Origin of the sequence: Paenibacillus sp. PL2-23, assembly GCF_040834005.1 — a bacterium.
Taxonomy (GTDB): domain Bacteria; phylum Bacillota; class Bacilli; order Paenibacillales; family Paenibacillaceae; genus Pristimantibacillus.
On sequence record NZ_CP162129.1, the window covers coordinates 78609 to 99126 of the forward strand.

11 protein-coding genes are annotated in these 20518 nt (G+C 55.4%); 1 reads left to right on the top strand and 10 read right to left on the bottom strand.

The window, feature by feature from the left end:
- Positions 1–177: 177 nt before the first annotated feature.
- Complete coding sequence (locus AB1S56_RS00355) at positions 178–5871, bottom strand: S-layer homology domain-containing protein (RefSeq protein WP_340871523.1); 5694 nt, start codon at positions 5869–5871, stop codon at positions 178–180.
- Positions 5872–6100: 229 nt separating this feature from the next.
- Between AB1S56_RS00355 and AB1S56_RS00360 the strand changes: the two genes are divergently transcribed.
- A complete protein-coding gene (locus tag AB1S56_RS00360) occupies positions 6101–8383 on the top strand; it encodes an AraC family transcriptional regulator (protein WP_340871522.1) in 2283 nt (760 codons plus the stop codon).
- A 659-nt stretch (positions 8384–9042) separates the two neighbouring features.
- Here the strand turns inward: AB1S56_RS00360 and spoIIE are convergent.
- The 9 genes from spoIIE to mazG form a co-directional block, all read right to left on the bottom strand.
- Positions 9043–11487 (bottom strand): stage II sporulation protein E, encoded by a 2445-nt coding sequence (gene spoIIE, locus AB1S56_RS00365; RefSeq protein ID WP_340871557.1) that lies wholly within the window; start codon positions 11485–11487, stop codon positions 9043–9045.
- Between the two features lie 493 nt (positions 11488–11980).
- The gene (locus tag AB1S56_RS00370; protein ID WP_340871520.1) at positions 11981–12484 is read right to left on the bottom strand and encodes a S1 domain-containing RNA-binding protein; all 504 of its coding nucleotides are present in this window, start codon (positions 12482–12484) and stop codon (positions 11981–11983) included.
- Between the two features lie 140 nt (positions 12485–12624).
- The gene (locus tag AB1S56_RS00375; RefSeq protein WP_340871519.1) at positions 12625–12927 is read right to left on the bottom strand and encodes a septum formation initiator family protein; all 303 of its coding nucleotides are present in this window, start codon (positions 12925–12927) and stop codon (positions 12625–12627) included.
- The gene (gene yabQ, locus AB1S56_RS00380; protein WP_340871518.1) at positions 12927–13544 is read right to left on the bottom strand and encodes a spore cortex biosynthesis protein YabQ; all 618 of its coding nucleotides are present in this window, start codon (positions 13542–13544) and stop codon (positions 12927–12929) included. The genes AB1S56_RS00375 and yabQ overlap by 1 nt, the downstream gene beginning before the upstream one ends.
- Positions 13541–13828 (bottom strand): sporulation protein YabP, encoded by a 288-nt coding sequence (gene yabP, locus AB1S56_RS00385; protein ID WP_340871517.1) that lies wholly within the window; start codon positions 13826–13828, stop codon positions 13541–13543. The genes yabQ and yabP overlap by 4 nt, the downstream gene beginning before the upstream one ends.
- 76 nt (positions 13829–13904) lie before the next feature.
- On the bottom strand, positions 13905–17021 hold the full coding sequence (locus AB1S56_RS00390; protein ID WP_340871516.1) for a PAS domain S-box protein: 3117 nt from the start codon (positions 17019–17021) through the stop codon (positions 13905–13907).
- A gap of 247 nt (positions 17022–17268) precedes the next feature.
- On the bottom strand, positions 17269–17565 hold the full coding sequence (locus AB1S56_RS00395) for an RNA-binding S4 domain-containing protein (RefSeq protein WP_340871515.1): 297 nt from the start codon (positions 17563–17565) through the stop codon (positions 17269–17271).
- Between the two features lie 3 nt (positions 17566–17568).
- A complete protein-coding gene (locus tag AB1S56_RS00400) occupies positions 17569–17841 on the bottom strand; it encodes an HU family DNA-binding protein (RefSeq protein ID WP_340871514.1) in 273 nt (90 codons plus the stop codon).
- A 562-nt stretch (positions 17842–18403) separates the two neighbouring features.
- A complete protein-coding gene (gene mazG, locus AB1S56_RS00405) occupies positions 18404–19903 on the bottom strand; it encodes a nucleoside triphosphate pyrophosphohydrolase (protein ID WP_340871513.1) in 1500 nt (499 codons plus the stop codon).
- Positions 19904–20518: the final 615 nt, after the last annotated feature.

The window sequence follows — 20518 nt, forward strand, 5'->3', positions numbered from 1 at the left end:
CGAAACCTATAGAAGGATTATCCAATACCAAGCGTAATCGTCTGCTCCGTCTATTGGCGGGCAGCATATGTTTCGCGTTGAATGATGAGCCCAGTATAGAGATAACTTATACTTCCTTATATTTTAATAAAGGGACGAACCCCAGGCTTGACGCCTTCGGTTCGTCCCTTCTGCTTGCTATTCCGCTGAGAGCGCCAGCCAGATCATCTTCGCCAGCTCGGCACGCTTGACGTCCGCGTGAGGATCGAACATGCCGTCGCCCTTGCCGCTTACCAGTCCCAGCGCGGCTGCCGCTTCAATCGCGTCTTGCGCCCAATCGGAGGCAACGGCCAGATCCGCGAACATGAAGCTTCCCTGTCCATCCGCTTCAGCTGCCGCCTCTCCTTGCAGAAGCGCATACAGCCTCATCAGAATAACGGCCGCTTCCTCGCGGGAGATCGCGTCCTCCGGACGGAAGTGGTTCTGATAGCCTGTTACCAGACCCAGCTCGTAAGCCTTCTCTACATAAGCCGCATAATAGCTGCCCGCTGCAACATCCGCGAACGAAGCGCCCGCCGCTTCCAGCTCGAGATGTCCAAGCGCCTTCACAGCCATGACTGCGAAGTCCGCGCGCTTCACGGCGCGCTCCGGAGCGAACATGGACGCGGCCACGCCCGTCACTACATGCTTCGCTGCCAGCTTGCCCACAAACGGCTGCGCCCAGTGGCCGACTATGTCATCGAACGGCCTGCGATATTCCATAACCGCGAAGTCCGAGAAGTGATCCGTCTCGAACGCCACCTCGCCGTTCTCGAAGGTACCGCCCATGTAGATGGCGCGCCCTCCATCCAGATAGTAGACTCCGGCATAATCGGGATCAATCAGTCGCCGCTCATCCTCGCTCAGCATTCTCGATACCCGAACCTTGCCGCCAAGCTCATGCACCTTGGTGGAGGTTCCGTCCCCACTCGTGACAACCAGCTCCAGAGTGAATACAATATCGCTCCCGCTTAATCCCGCAGCTCCCTGCTGGGATTGCTGCATGGCTTGCTTCACGGCAGCTGTCAGCTCCGATCCAATCCTCCAAGCCACAGTCGCATCGCCAGCTTGCTCAAGCACCTCCGCAGGCAGTGCCTGGACGGGATATTGGACCGTCAAGCCAGACGCCGCCAGCTGCAGCCCCTTGCCGCTCTTCCGCAGATCAGCTATAGCGGCAGCCGGCAGCCTTACCTCAGCCGCTTGATTCGACGAGGCTTCATTCTGCCCCAGCTTAATTTCAATAAACGTCTCGCCCTCAGCCCCTGCAATCGCTTCCTGCAGGGCAGCCGCGCCCAGCTCATATTGGCCGCTGGCGTTCGGCTGCAAGGAGATTACGCCGCCCGTCACTTCCGGCTGCGGCTTCGGGTCAACAGGTAACGAAGGCAATGGAAGGACAGGAGCCTCGCCTTCACCTGTGTAGAAACGCCATACGTTCGAGCGTCCCATCCCCTTATATGGATCCTCAGCCACTGCATACCACTCATAGCTGGCATTCCCTGCAAGACCAGTCCACCGCACAACGGCTGTTCCGCCGCTCTCTGTCGTCTGGGTCTCGCCAATCTGCGCATCCGTGAACACCTGTACGCCGAAATAATCCGTCGCGACCCGCTTCGTCTGCGCGTCCAGCTCCAGGTCGAGCGAGAACTCGTCCTTGCCCGGGTAAAGCACGGGATCGTAATAGTTGTAATCGTCGAGCGTCGGTGAGTAGGTCTTGATATGCAGCTTGTCATTGGCCATATCGAACTGCATAAGCCGGATGTAGCCAAGACCGCCTCTCTCGGCGCCCTGATAATCCGCCAGCATCTGATATACCTTGCGGTCCATGATGCCGTCTTGATTATCGTCGATTGCATCCGTCTTCAGCTCAGCGTCATGGTAATGTCCGGACAGTGTCGCGAACACATTGGGATTCGGCAGCACAACCTCCTCATACACCTTGTCCGCGATCGGCGCACGGTTGCCCGACACGAGCAAATACTCATGAAGCGCTAGTATCGCCTTGCGGTTGGGGTGCGCCTTCACGACCTGGTTCATCCATTCAATCTCTCGATCAGCCAGTCCCCAGCCCATATACACGATAATAAAATCATTCCCGCCCGCAGATATGAGGTCATAGTGGCCCATATTATTATTGTAGGAGCCGCCGAACGTCGGTTGATCCACGAACCGCTGCTCACCGAACCACTTCCAATATTCATCATACGTGCCCTTGGCATGATCGACGTCATGGTTGCCGGCCAATACGCCGTATGGAATGCCCGCATCGTCGAGCACCTTCATATTCATATCGGCTTCCCGCCATTGATACTCCTCGTCTGATTCATCTACAAGATCTCCCGTATGAATCACGTACCTGATTTTATGCGAATCCAGATTTTCCTTGATCCATCTCACATTGTCGCGGAAATACTCCGGATACGATTCAGAATAATATTGCGTATCTGACATCCATACGAAGGAGAAATCGTAAGGATCATTGGATACGGGAAGCTCGTCCTGCACCATCAGATTCATCTGATTGGTGTCCCCGTTGCGGTACTCGCCCGCCAACACTTCGGCCCCCAGCTCGAAATCCTCGTTCCCTGCAATATGGGTATCCAGCTGATCCCACTTCATGGAACCCGGGTTCCATGCGTACAGACTAACCTTGCGTCCCTCCAGCGAGTGGCCCTGCCAGCTCACAGCAACACGGTCCGTATCCTTCACCGAGGGATCAAGCCTAATCTCGAAGCGGTGATACGGAAACTGCTCCGTTGCATCGTTCACCAAATACTGCTTGTCCGCCTCACGAATTCGCTCATAGTCTTCAGCGCTGTAGCCAGTCTCTCCGCCCGGAACCTCTTGCTTCGGAGGCTCTGTATCGGCCGCTCCGCTATACGCGGCAAACCCGGCAGAAGCGCTTGTTGCGTCGAAGCTGTAGCCACGGAAGAAGGAGACGCGCAGCAGATCATTCAGAGGGTCCTGGACGTTCACCGACAGCGTCGCTTGGCTTCCTACGTTCGCAGTGCCCGGAAGCGGAGCCACAACAGTCGGAGCATTGGGATTCTCGTCCGGCACGCTGAACGTCACGACAACAGCGGCTTCATTCCCTGCCGCATCCCCGGCCTTCACCTCAAACGTATGGCTGCCTGGATGAAGCGTCGCAGAAGAGGTGGCATATGGCAGCTCTATCGGTTCACCGTCCAGCAGCGCCTCCACGACTTCAACGCCAGCGATGGCATCCGTCACGACAGCATCAATGACAAACTCTCCACGATATTCCTCGCCATCTTCAATCATGGACTGTATAACAGGCGCAGTATTGTCCACCCTGACGATGCGGTCCAGCGTACCATGACTCTCGTGCTCAAGCGTAATGGTATGCTCGCCGTCCTCTTCGTTGCGCGTATCCCATGCATATGCCTTGGCAGCCAGCTTGTCTGCCGTCAGTGTAAATGCAAAGTCAATATGCTCATGTTTGCCGGCGCTGTCGCCCATCTTCAGCGAGGTCATCGGGCTGGCATAGCTTGGGTCGTACAGCTCCGTGCCATCTGCCAGCACGAGCCGTACATTGCGAATCTCGAAGTCGTCCTTGTTCTCCTCCGGCCGGTCATCGAATGGACCCGACTTGGAGCCGGCGTAGATGGAGATGACGTTGCTGCCTTCCTGCAGCTCATCCGCAGAGATTGGAATGGACAAGGTCGACCAGCTTTCAATGGGATCAAGGAAGGTATGAATAATTTCTCCATCCATGACTACCGCATTTTTAAAATAATAATTGACCCCCATCGTCTCGAACGCAAAGTACGCGCCGCTCTCCAGTGCCGCATAGGTGCCCGTCGTCAGCGCTTCGCCGTCCAGAGACAGATCAAGCTCGCTCCATGGCACGTCGGCCCCCGCGCCTCGAATAATGGAGGTGCCAGACAGAACCTCGTTCTCCTCGACATTCAGTCTCAGCTCCGCTTGCTCCGGCCCGCCTGTTATCGTGACACGCTTCGGCATAGTCGTGACGGAGTTGGTGCCATCGGATACCTCAAAATAATATTCCATATAGCTCCGCGCAATAAGCTGCGGGCTGAATATCGTCTGACGGAACAACGTGTCGCTGTAGCTCTGCGTCAGATAACGCTGGTTGTATTCGCTCTCCCTGTCATCCTTGTAATAGAGGAGCACGGTCTTCACTTGCTTATCATCGCTTGCTGCGGCTACAATGTCGAAGCTTGCGGATTGATCCGCCGTCGTTACCGCAGTCAGATCTGTAATGACTGGATGAACGGTGTCTGCCGTAACCGTAACCCGGCTTACAGGCACCTGACCTGGAGCGATGGCACCGGGCGTAGCCGCCTCAATGCCTGCGCTGTATTTGATCATATTCGGCGTGCCATCCAGTGGATATCGGTAGAAAATACCCATGTTTGCCTTCGTCTCGTCATCATTCTCATAATAGGCAGCCGAAACCTCAATGCCGCTGTTCGTCGCCAGCACCATGCCGCGCTTGCCGCCATTAGCCATGCCATCGCTATACATCCGGAACAGATTCACGTCCTCTTGCAGCGATGTGCCATAATTCGTATTGAAATCAGCGGCTGTAGCAGCCGTATTATGCGAATTGATGACCCAGAACACAACGGCTTGCCCGGAAGGAATCACAATGTCCTCCCTCGAGGTCGGCCAGATGACATCGGTGGACGGTCCGTAGTCCGTATAACGGTATCTGATCCGGTAGTCCTTCAAGCTTAAGGGCTGATCCGTATTGTTATACACCTCAACAAACTCGTACCCGTCGCCGGAGCCGATATTCGCGGAATCCGGAACCAGCTCTGTAATAAGCAGCGGCGAAGCAGACTGCGGATCGAACTCGCCCAGCACAATATCCGCTCTCATCTCATCGGAGACGGTCTGGCTGCTGGCATCTTTTGCTTCAATATAATAATAGATCGTTTCTTCTGCCAGGACCGAATTCGGAATCCATGCCGAATAGGCGCTTCCTTCTTCTCCCCTCAGCATCGCTACAGCGGTATATTCCGACTGCGAGGCCATACGGTAATGCAAGGTAGCCGCAGGCACTTCAAGGTCCGCATCGGTAATGGTCGCGGATACCTCAAGACCGCTCTCTGCTTGTACATGCTGAATGTCACCAATCGCCGGTGGAACATTAAGAATTGGGTCCGGCGCTTGCACCGGCTCCTCCGGCACTTGATCTGTCGTTACACTGCCTGGTGTAGCCGCTTCGGTGCCGGGGTTGTCCAGCATTCGCATGTTATTGCTGCCGTCATTCGGATAAGCATAGAAGATGCCCTTGTCCGGCTTCGTCTGCTCATCGTTCTGATAAGAAGCAATTACAATGTCATTGCCCAGCACATTCTTGACGACCAGGTCCCGAGCGGCACCGTTCGCCATGCCTCCGCTCTCCCGCAGACGGAAGAGGTTCTCGCCTTCCGTGAGATGAACACCGAAGTTTGTATTGAAGTCCGACTCCGTCAATGCTTTATTCGCAGCGTTTATGACCCATAGGACAATGGTTCCGCCAACCGGAATCATGACGCTGCCCGTCGCCGCAGTTGGCCATTCCACATCATCGGCCGGGCCCTTGTCCGGATAACGATAGAACAGCTTGTACTGCGAGAGGTCCAGCTCCTTGTCCGTGTTATTATAGATTTCAATAAATTCGTAGGCATCCGAGCTGACTCCGCTGACATTTGTCGTATCCGGAACAAGCTCTGTAATGAGGATAGGCGGTACTGCGCTTACAGCCTCGCCCGCTGCCTCTTCTGCATAGCTTGCTTGCGGAGCCATAGCTCCGAGCAGAATTGCCGAGGCGGTTACGGCTGATAGCCACTGCTTCCATGTTTTCCTTCTCCATGCTGCTGTCACCGTTCGCACACTCTCCTGTGGAAAAAAAGATTTGGTCGCCTGACGACGTCAGCGCGTCCAAACCTTATGCTACACGGCGCGGCGCGACAGCGTTATTGCCGTTTTTTATGATGCTTTCCCTTTCTTGCGAAACACCCTTCATAATTTCTACACATGACGTTAACATTGCATCAACCTTAAGCCTGTACCATGGTAGGTAAAGTAATGGTAAACAAAGGAGATGATTCAGATGAGCCGACAACCACTCTTCCGATTCAACACCCTCTCCGGTAACATCGCGTTGTGCACATTCACCATACTTCTATTCGTCGCTGGCTGCGGCTGGATTCTGCTGTCAATGATGCAGAGCCAGGTGCAGCAACAAACCATGGATTCCCGTTACGCGGAAGCGAAGCAGACAGCCGAGCAGTTCGATCGGCATATCGAGCAGCTCCGCACCATGCTCTATCGCTTGTACGACGAGCCCAGCATTCGCGAATTCGGACAACAGTCAGTCCGGCCTGGGGACGACGCCTATAATTCTGCCGCAGGCACCTATCGGATATCGGATGAGCTTCGTCCATACGCATATGATTCACAGCTTCATCTGGAGGGCATCATCGCCCATTATGTCGAGCGGGAGATTGCGGTTGACCAGAATGGCGCCGACATCTACAGCGATTTCTTCCAGCGCGCATATGCCAGCTCCTCCTACCCCGCTTCCTTCTGGCCGACTCACCATGCAAGGGAGCCATTAACCTCCCTTCTGCCCGCAGCGGCGTTCCATAACACCCTGTGGCCGAACCATGCCAAGATGCTGCTTCCTCTTACGTTCAGACTGCCGGATGATTCCTATCAGCTCATTGCCCTATGGAATGTGGAGCGTTCCATGGCAGCGTATCGGAGTGAAACCGACAATGCGGACTGGTCCTGGTATATGGAGGATGAGGAGGGCAGGCCGTTGTATGAGTCGAGTGAGGAATGGAGCGAGCTGAGAGAGCTCCATCTCACCGAGCATCAGCCCTATACCCTGCATCATGATCAGCTGCTCGTGCGTGTGGAGGGAGATTTCGGCATGACCTACTACGCCTATGCGCCATTCCATTCCGGCGCTGCGGAGCTTCAAGCTTGGCGCGAGAGAGCAGCGATTGTATTTGCGGCTGTCATTCTGCTTGCTTCCGCATCCTCTTACTGGTTCGGCAGACGGCTGAAGCGGCCTGTGGAGCAGCTGGCTCAGATCGCACGACAGCGGGTCGCTACGGTGGACCGCTTCAACGGCATTCACGAATTGATGGGGATTGATCGCGATGTCAGAAGCCTTCTGAGCGAACGGCAAGCTGCTCATGAGCAACTGGAGCGGCAGCGCAGCGCCTTGACCAGCCTAGGCTACATAGGACTCCTCAAAAACATTGCCGGACTGGCTCAGCTCTGGGAGGAGTGGCAGCTTGAAGAGGGCACCTACGACATTGTCCTGTATGATATTCGTCTTCGCCAGGATCCGCTTCCCGATGAAGCGGTCGAACGTCCCGAGCAGGCTGCTCGAATGCTTCAGCAGCTCATAGAGAAGACCGTCTCCTCCTGCTTCCCGGATGCACACACCTTCCCTATGGAGCGGCAGCAGGTGCTGAGCGTCATACGGAATGGCGACCGAGCCAGGCTGACTGCCATGCTGCAGCAGCTAAAAACGTCGCTGGACCAGAAAACGCACTACGGCTACGTAACCATTGCGGTCAGCTCGCAATTCCAGCACGCCTCGCAGTGCCATTATGCTTATGAGCAGGTGCAGGCTATAGCCCGGCAAGCTATGCTGCTGGAGGAGACGCAAATCATGACGCAGCTCCGAAGCCTTCCGGAGCAGCCTGAGCTCTCTCGCGACGACATACAGCTGCTCAAGTCCCATCTGCAATCGGGCCAGGACGCGGAAGCCATTCATATGCTGGAGTCTGCGTTGAACCGCATGCAGACGGACGGCGCTTCTGCCAGCCAGATTCGTGTATTCACGGAGCAGGTTACGACGATGATCTCCACTCACCTTGACGCCATGCGCGGGAATCCGGATTCCGGGGCGTTATGGACCTACCGTTCCCTGCGCCGCAAGCTAACGTCCGCTTGCTCGCTCCGGGAGTACAAGGAGTGGCTGATCCAATTTGTCCACCTGGCCAGCTCGCTGTTCGCCCAGGCTGACGCCGAGCCGCAGGACCCCACAGTTATTCGTCTACTAGATATACTGGAGACCAAATACGACGAGGATCTGTCTCTCGATTATGTAGCCGCCGAGCTGAATATGTCGCCCACCTATCTCTCGACCTATATGAAGGAGAAGACGGGCGTTAACTTTGCTGAGCATCTAAGCGGCATTCGGATGGCCAAGGCGACGGAGCTGCTGACCGATACCTCGCTGAACATTAACGAGATTGGCCGCATGGTGGGCTATTCGAACACCACCTCCTTCAACCGCGCCTTCAAAAAATGGCACGGCATCGCTCCCGGCGAATACCGCAAGCGGAACGAGTCCATGGTGCAGACGGGATAACCGAACCCGCCTGGGGCAGCTGGGAGCCAAGCGGGCTGCTCACCTGCCGCTATAACCACACCTCGTGTCGCTGTTGCGCCAACTAGCTACTCTGCTGCCGCTATAGCGACACCTCGTGTCGCTGTTACGCCAACTTGCTACTCTTCTAGCGCTATAACGACACCTCGTGTCGCTGTTGCACCAACTTGCTGCTACTTCGGCACTATAGCGACACCTCGTGTCGTTGTTGCGCCAACTTGCTGCTACTTAGCCGCTATAACGACACCTCGTGTCGCTGTTGCACCAATTTGCTGCTACTCTGCCGCTATAACGACACCTCGTGTCGTTGTTGCGCCAACTTGCTGCTACTTAGCCGCTATAACGACACCTCGTGTCGTTGTTCGTTGCGCCAACTAGCTACTCTTCTGGTGCTATAACGACACCTCGTGTCGCTGTTGCACCAACTTGCTGCTACTTAGGCGCTATAACCACACCTCGTGTCGTTGTCGCCACCAACTTGCTGCTCCAACTAACCGCTCCTGAGGAGCGAACACAACAAAAAAAACCGTGCGGGCCCCCACTCCGCACGGTTTTCCTGTTTCAAATGCTCCCTCCCGGTGTAAGAATGACTAGGATTGCTAAAAATGTATGATACTTGAATCTCATCAACCTCCCGCTGATCAGCTCACCGTCCTTGGCCGTTCCATGCGCGTGACGCCAGGCCAGCGGAAGGACGCCCACTCCGGCTGGTGCTTGTCCACGCGTGCAACGAGCACGGTCATATCGTCCACGATCTCGCCATCGTGGTGGCGAACGACACGCTCCAGCAGCGCATCGGCCAGCTCCTGCGGATCGTCGGTCTGCATTTCGCCAATAATGCGCTTCATCCACATTTCCTTGTTCACCGCGTGGCCGGGCGCGTCATAGATGCCGTCGCTCATCATGACGAGTGTGTCGCCTGGCTGCAGCTGCATGGATACAAAATCAACGTCAATATCTTGAATAATGCCGATGGGCAGATTATTCGCCGTAATCGGAATGACGTCCTTGCCGCGTTTAATGAAGCTTGGTGTCGAGCCGATCTTCATAAACGTCGTGTGCGCGGTATAGAGATCGACGATCGCCAGGTCGACCGTCGCGTACATTTCCTCAGAGGATCGCAGCAGCAGGACGGAATTCACCGACTTCACCGCCAGCTTCTCGTCCATGCCTGACTGCAGCAGCTGCTGCAGGATCGATAACGCCGCGCTGCTCTCTTGGCGCGCGCGTTCTCCATTGCCCATGCCATCGCTAATCGCGACGGCAAACTTGCCGTTGCCGAGCTCCACCAGGCTGAAGCTGTCTCCCGACAGCAAATCGCCGCCCTTGGCCGCTCCGGCTACACCCGTCTCGATCTCGTATTGCTTCGCTGACGCGAACGTCACCATAGTCGGCTCGCCATGCTTGGACGGCGGCACCTCTGTCTTCACCGCGATATGCTCGCCGAGAATATCGCTGAGCAGCGGCGCAATAATCTTGCGGCATTCGTCGAAGCCCTTGTCGAACGAATGGTACACCTCGATTTCCACGTTCCCCTCCTCCAAGTTGACGATATCCACGCCTTGAATAGACAAGCCCAACCCTTCCACAGCCTCCCTTATTTGCTCCTCCTGCAGATGCAGCGTCTGGCCCTCTCGTTTAATTTCTCTCGACAAATCCTCCATGACCTGCGATACGCCCAGCAATTGATCCGCAACCAGCTGGCGAGAATCCAATATTTGCTTCTTCCAATGCTTATTGTTCTGATGCAGCTCATATTGATGCTTCATAATGGACATCACCTGCGACGACTTCACGCAATGGGACGTCCAGGTCCGCGGCTGCTCCTTCGACGCCGGTATCCGATCCTCCTCCACCGCCGACATCATATCGGTCATCATTTTGTACGTATGAAAAAACTTGTCCTCCCAGCAAGCGTTCTGGCGATGACAGCTGGCGCAGCTGCGTTCCGCAACCGCATTCATGAAATGTCCAATCTCCTCCTCCTTCTTCACCTCGGCTACATTCTGATTCAGCTGCCCGAAGCTCTTCGATAATTGACGGAATACGTCCGAGAACTGGGATACCCGCTCCGCCGTTACCTCACGCACACGCTTGGCATAATCATGCTGCGACTTGGCGTGCTCGTTCGTGCCGGGGACATACCTGGCGATCGTCCGAATAACGCCTCTCGGCGTCAGCAGCAGCAGTGTAGCAGCCGCAACGGATTCCCACGTGGAGCTCATGACGTCGGTTCCGGTCCCGATATATATAGAAAGGATGGATGTGCCAAGCAGCATGCCGAACGCGGCTGCCATCTTGCCTCCATCTCGTAGCAAGCCCGCCAGCAAGCCCGCAAAAGCCAGCATGCTCATCTGCACGACGGCGCTGAAGTCCGCCAGGCTTAAGATCAGTCCCGCCACGACACCGACAGAGGCGCCCAGCGGGGCTCCGCCTGCCATGGCGAATAGCAGCAGCATATAACGCGACATGACATGCTCGGCAGACATGCCGTACATCATCCAGCCGACCGCCCCCGTCATGACGGATGCGAGCAGAATCATAACGCATATGATTTCCTCATGCTTGAGCGCGGCCGACTTCTTCGTCATAGTCAGCACGGGAATGGCGTGTATGAACACCAGCGTCAGGACGAAGGCAAGCGCCGCCTCCACCACGACCATCATGAAGCTGTACCAGCTCAGAGCATCGCCAATGAACACGCCGAACATCTGGACAAGGAGCGTCGCGGTGAACACCAGCACCGGCGCGGTGGACAGCTCCGCCCTCTCGTAAGCCTCCAGCCCCTTCAGCAATAAGAACAGCACTGCGATCTCCATCGCGATCCAGAGCGGCGCGGGCTCCGCGGCGAACCAGCTGCCAGCTACAAGCGATACGGCGATATAGCCATAGATATCCTTCCTCATGAAATAGATAACGGCGAAATAAGCGGCAGCGAACGGCATCAGCGATTCCAGAATAACGGCTCGTCCAAGCAGGAACGCAACGGCAACCAGCAGGATGGTCCACTTTTTCGCCAGGAGCATGGAGACCGCCCCCTTGACGGCCCTCAGCTCCCTCACCTTCTCCCCGAAGCTTCGAAACATGCCTTCACGCTTCATCGCCAAGTTACCCATCGCGCTCTCCTTCTTCATCATTCACAAGCACCACCATTCCGAGTTATTGTGTTCCCCATTATAGGTGCTTGTCCGGATGAAGTTTGTCACTTAACGTAGCACGGCCAAAAGTTTTTTCCGACAAAAGAAAAGCGCTCCGCATTCCTTGTCATGACAGGGTCAAGCTTAGGCACACACTGGCTTGAGAGGGCGTTCAATCCGTTCACTGCTGTCGTCTCCGTCAACAAATTGCACGCGGCTGCTCGCACAATGCTTGGCGAATCGACGCCGTAAACTGTCGGGATTGGTGGAGGATCGGGGAAAACTATTTGGCGCTGGCAGGCATATTCGGCAAAACGACTTTCTCATAGGCCGGCTCGACAGGGATAGCGGAGGCGACAGCCCCTGCCGTCACATGCTGCTGCATACAAAAAAGCGAAGCCCGTAATGGACTCCGCTTGATCTATGCGAGGATGAATTGTAATTACACTCGTTTGGCTCCGCGTCCGCCGCGTTTGCCCTCCGTATTCTTCTTAAGGGAAGAAATACGTTCTTCGCTGTCTTTCAAGAAGCGTGACATTTTATCCTCGAATGACGGTTTGCCGTAAGCCGGTCTGCCACCCGATTGCTTGTTGAAGGGACGTCCGCCTCGGTCCTGGCCTCCGCGGTTGAAACGTTCACCGCCGCCTCCGAATCCGCCTGCGCCTGTACCTGTGCGCTCGCGTTGCGGTGGTGGCTGATGGCCTTCCGGCCGATCAATGGCTTGCTTGATGGAGAGTCCGATCTTCCCGTCCTTGTCCACGTTGATCACTTTGACCTTGACGATGTCGTCGATCTTCAGGTGATCCTTCACGTCCTTGACGTAGTTATCGGCGATCTCAGAAATGTGAACAAGACCCGTGACACCTCCCGACAAGTCGACAAATGCCCCGAAATGCGTAATGCCCGTCACTTTTCCTTCTAACTTGGCGCCCACTTCAATTGCCATAAAATAAAATGTTCCTCTCTTAAAAGTTTAGTTAAAAGCCTATCGCTATATAAGCGAATGATGAAACAGATACCTACGCTGATTATAACCGAATCGCGGAAGCAAGGTCAACAGACGTTCACCCTGACAGGCCGCCCGAATTATTCGCTGAATATTTGCTGCTCTCCCTCTTTGACCATGCCAAGCTCCTTGGTTGCGAGCTGAGAGATATATTCGGGATCATTAAGCTGCTCGACTTTCTTGTTCAGTTCCTCGGTCCGGGCTCTCGTCTCCTCGATCCCTTCCTCGATAGCGGTCAGCTTCTGGTACGTCGCCTTCTGCTGCTGCATCTGGCCAAATAACGTATATCCCGCCCAGCCCATGAACAAGATGATGAACATCATCCATAGCCTGTACCGGCGCTTCGAGCCCGATGCCGACTGCTTCGCAGTAGCAGTTGCCATTATCGCTTCTCCCTCCTGAACCATTGATTCCAGCGGCTCTTCACGGCGGACAGCCCCTTCATGAGACGTTCCTCCACGCGCCATGACTCCCATTGCGGCTTCAGCCATCGTCCCATGGGACGAGTGACGGGCCTTAAGAGCCATAATAGCAAAAGCCAAATTGGACGAACCAATTGTACCACAATTTTTAGGAGGAATATAGTGAGCGCAGTCCCAAATCCTACAATCACAATGACCATTTTATAGAGCAGAAGAATCGGTTTTACAATCATCCAATCCAGCAGCTTGAGCATCAAACGAATCATTGCGCGGACGGCTTCAATCAGCCACTTCACCAGCGCAATCACCGTCTTGCTCAGCAGCCAGTAGTAGAGAATGACGCCGATAGCCAGTCCAAGAAAAACGTACGCCCGCACCTCGCCGTTGTTGCTGGCGTACAGCATCCGGAAGACGACAACAGCCGCCGCCATCCAGTATATGATATCGAGCATCGGCAGCCACCAGCGCGGAAATTTCAGCTCGTTCGACACGACGCGGTATCCATCGAATACGACGCCCATCCCGAGGCCGGACACCAGCATGACGGCCACCGTCAGCCATTGCGTTGCGAGACTCACTTGAACAGCTTCCCGAACAAGCCTTTGGATTTGTTGTTCGAGGATGTTCCATCCAAATAGGCGAGGGAATGGACATAGCCTTCTATTGCGACAAGCCCTTGCTCCAGGCTCAGATGCTTAATATGCAGGTTTTGACCCGTAACGGTCAGGAAGCCCAGCTCCGTCTCCAGAAGAAACTCCTCGCTGTCGAAGCTCTCCACGTTCACAACGCCTGTCAGCTCCAGCAGCTTCCGATTGATCAGCCTGATTTCTTGATTTTTTTGCCCCTTGCCCGATTCAACCATAGACTCGTCCCCCGCTTCGTTAATTTCTCTATTACTCTATGGGAGAGAGACAAGATTTAGAACCGGGCCTTCCGCTTCAGCTCTCGACGCGAATGTGCCCCTCGAATACGCCCGACATATACATGCGGTCCCTGCCGTCAATCTTGGCTTGGTACAATGCCTTGTCTGCGGCCTCAATCATATCCGCACGCTCCAGGTTCGGGCCCGCAATAGCGGTGGAGGCGCCCAGACTGACCGTCACAAAATGGCTGACCTTGGAGCCCTCATGCGGCAGGCGAAGCTCCGCGATCCGCTCCTGAATGTGCACCGCCGCTCTTCTTGCGGCTGAAGCGTCCGCCCCTGGCAGGAGCACGACAAACTCCTCGCCTCCATATCTGGCGAACAGCTCCCCCTGCCCTCTGAACAACGGGCTCAGGCCTGCGGCAATGCCTTTCAGGCAGGCATCTCCGCCCAGATGCCCGTAGGTGTCGTTGTACAGCTTGAAGTAGTCGATATCGAACAACAGGATCGACAACGGAGAGCCGCTTTGAGCGGAGATCTCCCAGGCCCTCGCGAAGGATTCGTCGAAATGCCTCCGATTCGCGATGCCCGTCAAGCCGTCCAGCGTGGACAGCTCCCTCAGCACCCGATTCGCTTCATGCAGACGCTCCTCCTCCTCCCTGCTCTTCGAGATATCCCGAATATAGGCGAGAACAAACGGCTTGCGGTCGAAGTAGACGCAGGTCAGCGACACCTCCGCGATAAATATAGTGCCTTGCAGCGTCAGATATTGGCTTTCATAGGTCATTTCGGACATGGCTTCCTGCAAAATAGTGCCAAACCGCTCCTCGCTCTCCTCCTTATCCTGCGGATGCACCAGCTTGAACTTCGATTGGCCCACCAGCGAGGACAGGCTGTCCGCCTGGAACAGACTCACGGCCTTGCCGTTCGCGTAAGATATTGTTCCTTCCTTGTCATAGAGGCATATCGCGTTCGGAGACAGCTCGAACACTCTCCGATAACGCTCCTCGCTATCCTTCATCGCCCCCTCGGCCCGCTTCCTCTCCGTAATATCATGCGCGACGGAAAGCACCGCCTCCACGCCTTGGTACACAATCCGGTTGGACTGCACGATCGCGTCGAAGGACTGGCCGTCAAGACGCAGCAGCTTCTCCTCGATCGGAGGAAGCCGCTTGTCCCGGATCAGCGTATCCTGCACTCTGGCCTTGACCAGCTCGCGGGAATCCGGATGAATGAACTCCAGCAGGCGCCTGCCGACGAACTCCTCCTGCTTCGTCCCGCCCAGCATCCCAACGCCCGCCTCATTCACGAACAGCACTTCGCCGTTCGCGTGCACGGCCACAATGTTCGGCAGCAGCTCAATGAGACGTCGATTCCGCTCCTCGCTCTCCTTGAGCGCCAGCTCCGCCCGGTAGCGGTCTGTCATGTCGCGAAGCACGCTGATCGCTACCTTCTTGCCATTTAGTTCAATAATCTGGGTCACCGACTCTACCGGTATCATCTCGCCGGCCTTCGTCAGCAGCCGCATCTCGAACTTGGCAAAGCCCGTCTCGGTCAGCCGCTTCAACACCTGATGATATTCCGCCGCGAAGGTCACATCCTTGAAGCTGAGGTCGAACGGCGTCATCCTCACGAGCTCCTCCCGCGTATAGCCGAGCACCTGGCAGGCCCGCTCGTTAACCTCCATAATAGGCATGCTTGACGGGTCGAACTCATTCATGATGAACAGATCTACGGCATGCTCAATGAGCGCGCGGTATTTGCCAACCGACTCTGACAGCAGACGCTCTGATTCCTTGCGCACCGTCATATCCCGAATAATGCAGGAATAATAGAGGGTGCCGGCCGTCTGCCACTTATTGAGCGAGATCTCCGCAGGGAAGACGGAGCCCTCCGCTCTCATCCCCTCCAGCTCCATCGCTCCCCCATATACAGCGGTACGTCCCGCGAACCGGTAATGCTCCAGGCCCCGACGGAATGAATCGCGGTGCCGCTCCGATATAATATGGCCAAGCGGCATGCCGACCGCTTCATCACTGGAATAGCCGAACATAGCCTCCGCTCCGCGATTCCACGACATGATATGAGCGTCGCTGTCCGCCAGTATAACCGCTTCGTGCGCGGATTCGCTGACCGCCTTGTATTTACCCTCCGCCGCCTTCAGCGAAACAGAGAAGCCCAGCAGGGAAACAATCGGCGCCATCAGCCCAATATGCTTCTGGGTCAGGTGTCCGGGCCTTTCGGAGCCCAGGTTAATGACGGCAATGGTCTTGCCGTTATAGATGACCGGAATATGAACCGTAGAGCGGACGCCCAGCTTGTACAGCTCATTCTCTATCTTGCTGTCGGGACGATGCCGCTTCCAGTTGGGATACAGCAGCGGCTCTCCAGTAGCCGCGACGATATCCATGGCTTCCGTAATCGTGTGGGTATCCAAGCGATCGACCTCCAGAAGCTTGCCTCTGACCGCCCGGCAGAACATACGGTTTTTGCCGTTATTGAAGCTATAGATGCTGCCGAACCGCACTCGGAGAAAAGCCAGCATCTCCAGCAGCGCGACCTCGTATACCTCCTTCAGCTCCTGCTTCTGGAACTGTCCCGCCAGTCTGGCGATCACCTTGTTCAGCTCGGCCCGCTCGCGGAGATAATTTTGCGCCTGGATAAAAAATGCAACGATGAGTCCGCCTGCAAGCAGCAGCGGCACAAATTGCATCGCGATGCCTATGCCACTCGGCAGACCCAGCATGAAGAGCAGGCTGAAGAAGATGGCTCCGCACGACATGGCCAGCATCGCCGTCCATTGCAGCCAATAATGGAAAACATGCTTGACGATTAAGGCAGCCGCTCCCGCCATGCCAAGCATGAGCGCTGCAGCCAGCAAAGCCGTTTCGTCTACGACGCCGTTGACGAATAAGCGCCCCACGCACAAAATAAGCGCGCAGACAATTGCGGAAGGAAAGCCGCCGTAGTAGGCAGAGATGAGAATCGAGAGATATCGGTAGTCGATAATGATGTTGTTCTCCAGCTGGTAAGTGAACAGCATAAGAACGAGGCCGAATACACCCTGAACGACGCCAATGCCTATTTTATGCAGCTTTGTCCAGTGGGTGTACGGATATCGCCCGTAGTAGGGGGCGGAGAGGAGCAGGAATACAACGACTAATGTAAGATTGCTGAACAGGTGTTGCAGCATCGTGATGACACCCCTTAAATGAAAACAAAAATCGTATTAGACAACATTCTACAAATACTGCCTTTATTCCTTGTTTTTATTGCAAGGTGTTCATCATTTCCTTCATCGTTCGACCGATGCATCAAGCGTACATGGCAGCACCGGAGAAAATGAAGGACAAAAAGCCGGCGCCTCGTTGCGAGGCGCCGGCTTCCGGCATGGCATTCGATAGATGCTCCCAGCAGCGGTTAGCCGCCGGAGCTTGCTGTTACGGGCGATCGCCGTTCTCCCAGTCGATACCGGTGTCGCGAGGACGTTGCTCTTCTTTCACCAAGGTATACAGCTCGCCGGCCTCATCCTTGCGGGTCGTCTCCGCGAGACGCTCCACGCGGACCGTGACGAGCTTCTGACCGTACTGGATTTGGAGCTCGTCTCCGACCTTCACGGCGCTGCTCGCTTTGGCCTCCCGTCCGTTGATCCAGACGCGTCCTTGCTCGGACACGTCCTTCGCGACGGTGCGGCGCTTAATCAGCCTGGACACCTTGAGAAATTTGTCTAATCGCATGAATTACTTGATCGCTTCTTTCAGCTTGTTGCCCGCTTTGAACGCAGGAACCTTGGATTCAGGAATCGTAATTTCTTTGCCTGTTTGCGGGTTGCGGCCCACGCGGCCGGAACGCTTGCGAGTTTCGAATGTGCCGAAGCCGATCAATTGGACTTTGTCGCCGCTAGCAAGAGCGTCTGTTACTTCGCCGAGGAAGCCGTTCAGGACAGCTTCTACGTCACGTTTAGTCAAGCCGCTTTTGTCAGCGATGTTGTTGATCAGGTCTGTTTTGTTCATGTGAATAATCCTCCTAATGGTTAACGGTTATGGTGGGCAGCCGCTTGAAGTGTGCGACGAGCCTGTTGGCAAAATATGCTCTTCCGAAGAATACATATTCTGCCCGGCTCAACAAATTCCTGCTGCCCGGTTCGAAAATTTTTAGGAATAGTGCGGAATGGAGACGTTTTTTGACGAAAGCTTGTTAGAAAATCGAATAAATTATGAATCTCGACCAGACGGCTGGGTGCTAGCCTTGCTGCGCAGGTTTGCTGCTATAGCGACACCTCGTGTCGCTGCAGCTCCATCTAGGTGCTCTTATGGGGCAGTAACGATCTCGCGTGTCGCTATTGAGCCAACTAGCTACTCTAACGTGTCAGCAACGATCTCACGTGTCGCTATAGCGGCTGTTGGTGCATTATTTGTTGCTATAGCGACACCTCGTGTCGCTGCAGCTCCATCTAGCTGCTCTTATGGGGCAGTAACGATCTCGCGTGTCGCTATTGCGTCTAGCTGGTGCATCGTTTGCAGATTAGCAGGTTTTATCCGCTCGCCAGGCTTTGTGACGGGCATTCTCGCGCCGCTACTGCCTCTTGGCTTCCTCCCACCATCTATCCATCTCTAGTAGATCAGTTTGGTCAAAAGTTTTGCCGTTTATACGAAGCTGCTCTTCTATATACTGAAATCGGCTCTTAAACTTTCGATTTGTCCGAGAGAGCGCTTCTTCAGGGTCCGCGTCGATGAAACGGGAGGCGTTCACCACGGCGAATAGAAGATCGCCCAGCTCATCCGCCTGCTTCTCGGCGTCTCCACCGGCAATCGCTTCGCGAAGCTCACGCAGTTCCTCCTCGATCTTGGCCAGCACGGGACCCAGCTCGTCCCAATCGAAGCCGACCTTGGCTGCCTTCTTCTGCAGCTTGTACGCCTTCATCAACGCGGGCAGATCCGGCGGTATGCCGTCGAGCTGCGACTTCCGCTGCGCGTCCGTCCCCTTACGCTTCTTCTCCTCCGCCTTCATCCCTTCCCAGTTCGCCAGCGCCTCGTCCGCGTTCTGCGCCCCGGTGTCCCCGAATACATGCGGATGGCGGAAGATAAGCTTCTCGTTAAGGGTCTGAATGACGTCATAGACGGAGAAGGCTCCGACCTCCTCCTCCATCTGGGAGTGGAGCATCACTTGGAGGATGACGTCACCGAATTCCTCCTGCATGCCGTCCGGATCGTCATTGTCCAGCGCCTCCAATGCTTCGTAGAGCTCCTCGATGAAGTTTTTGCGGATGGACTGATGCGTCTGCTCCCTATCCCAAGGGCAGCCCTCCGGACTGCGAAGGATGCGCACAATCTCATGCAGACGGTCAAAGGTCCGGTTGCGCAGCGCGGGATCGTCCGAGCGTGGCACATAGATGACTGACAAATTGCCGTATTCCTGCTCGCGGTCCAGCTCATACAGCGGTACGCGAATGACCTGCTCCTGATCCGCGACGCCCAGCGCATGGCCGATGATGACCTCGTAATCCTCGGGGTAACGCTCCATCAGCGCAAGCTTTACATCGGAAGCGGTGAAGACATCGTATACCTGGCCGATGACTGTATGCAGCTGCGGCTGCAGGGAGGTTGACTGAAGCTCGGCCGCGTCCAGCAGCGCAAAGCCCTCGATCGGGTCGAAGCCAAGGGAGCTGAAGGCGGCGTCCAAGAAGCTTTCGCCGCCGAGCACGTTCAGCTCGATTCCAGCTTCTCCGCAACGCTCCCGAAGCAGCTGCACGGTCCGCTCGGCGACCATGGGATGGCCCGGCACGGCATACAGAATGGCTTCGCCGTCGCCGCTCGCCTCCGAGCGATCCGTCGCCTCCGCCAACAATCGCTCCGCTATCGCTTCGTACACGTCGGGGAAGGACGCATGCTGCTCATAGAGGTAATCAAACGATTCGTACGGGATGCCCTGCTCCTGCAGCAGCGCCATCACGGGATGCTGCTCCGTGCGCACGAACACGCGCTTGGCTGACTGCAGTCTGCGCCATATACCGAGCGTTAATTGATCAGGGTCGCCGGACCCCAGCCCGACGATCGTAATAGGCGAATGCGCCATAATTGTTATCCTCCCTAGTGTTGCGTTTATGTAAAACCACATCAAGCAAGTTAGCCAAGGTGAAACGGCTGTCGCCGTCCTTGATATAAACTTTCGCCATAGTCATCATCTCGAGCGGGCTTCTAACGGTCAAAAAAATCCTTTAAACTAATCAAATCGGCCATCCAAAGTTGTAACGGTCATTTTCGGATGTTAGAACGATAATTGAGGTAAAGTCGGTGCGTTTAGGAGGGCTAAGAGTCAAGTTTGCCCGTTACAGGCTGGAAAGCGCTAAATTCGAGCTCTAAACGCATTTTTTGTCCGTTAGCGTTGTGGCGTTCGAACCACGTGAAAATGTTATAAATTCTATAATGTCAAGGTGAAACGGCTGTCGCCGTCCTTTGGCGGAGCAGCATACGTTTCGCTTTGAAATATAAGCCCAGTATAGAGAAAACTTATACTTTCTTATATTTTCAACAAACCGTCCGAGTGCGCCTCGAACAGCCGACATTTGCGTCCAAACCTCCCCACATCCCCCTCAAGCTAGCTACAGCCACCTGCCACTTTAGACGTTTGTGGCACGTCTATTTGACTCGAAGCGACCACATCTGCCCCTTTAGACGTTTGTGGTACGTC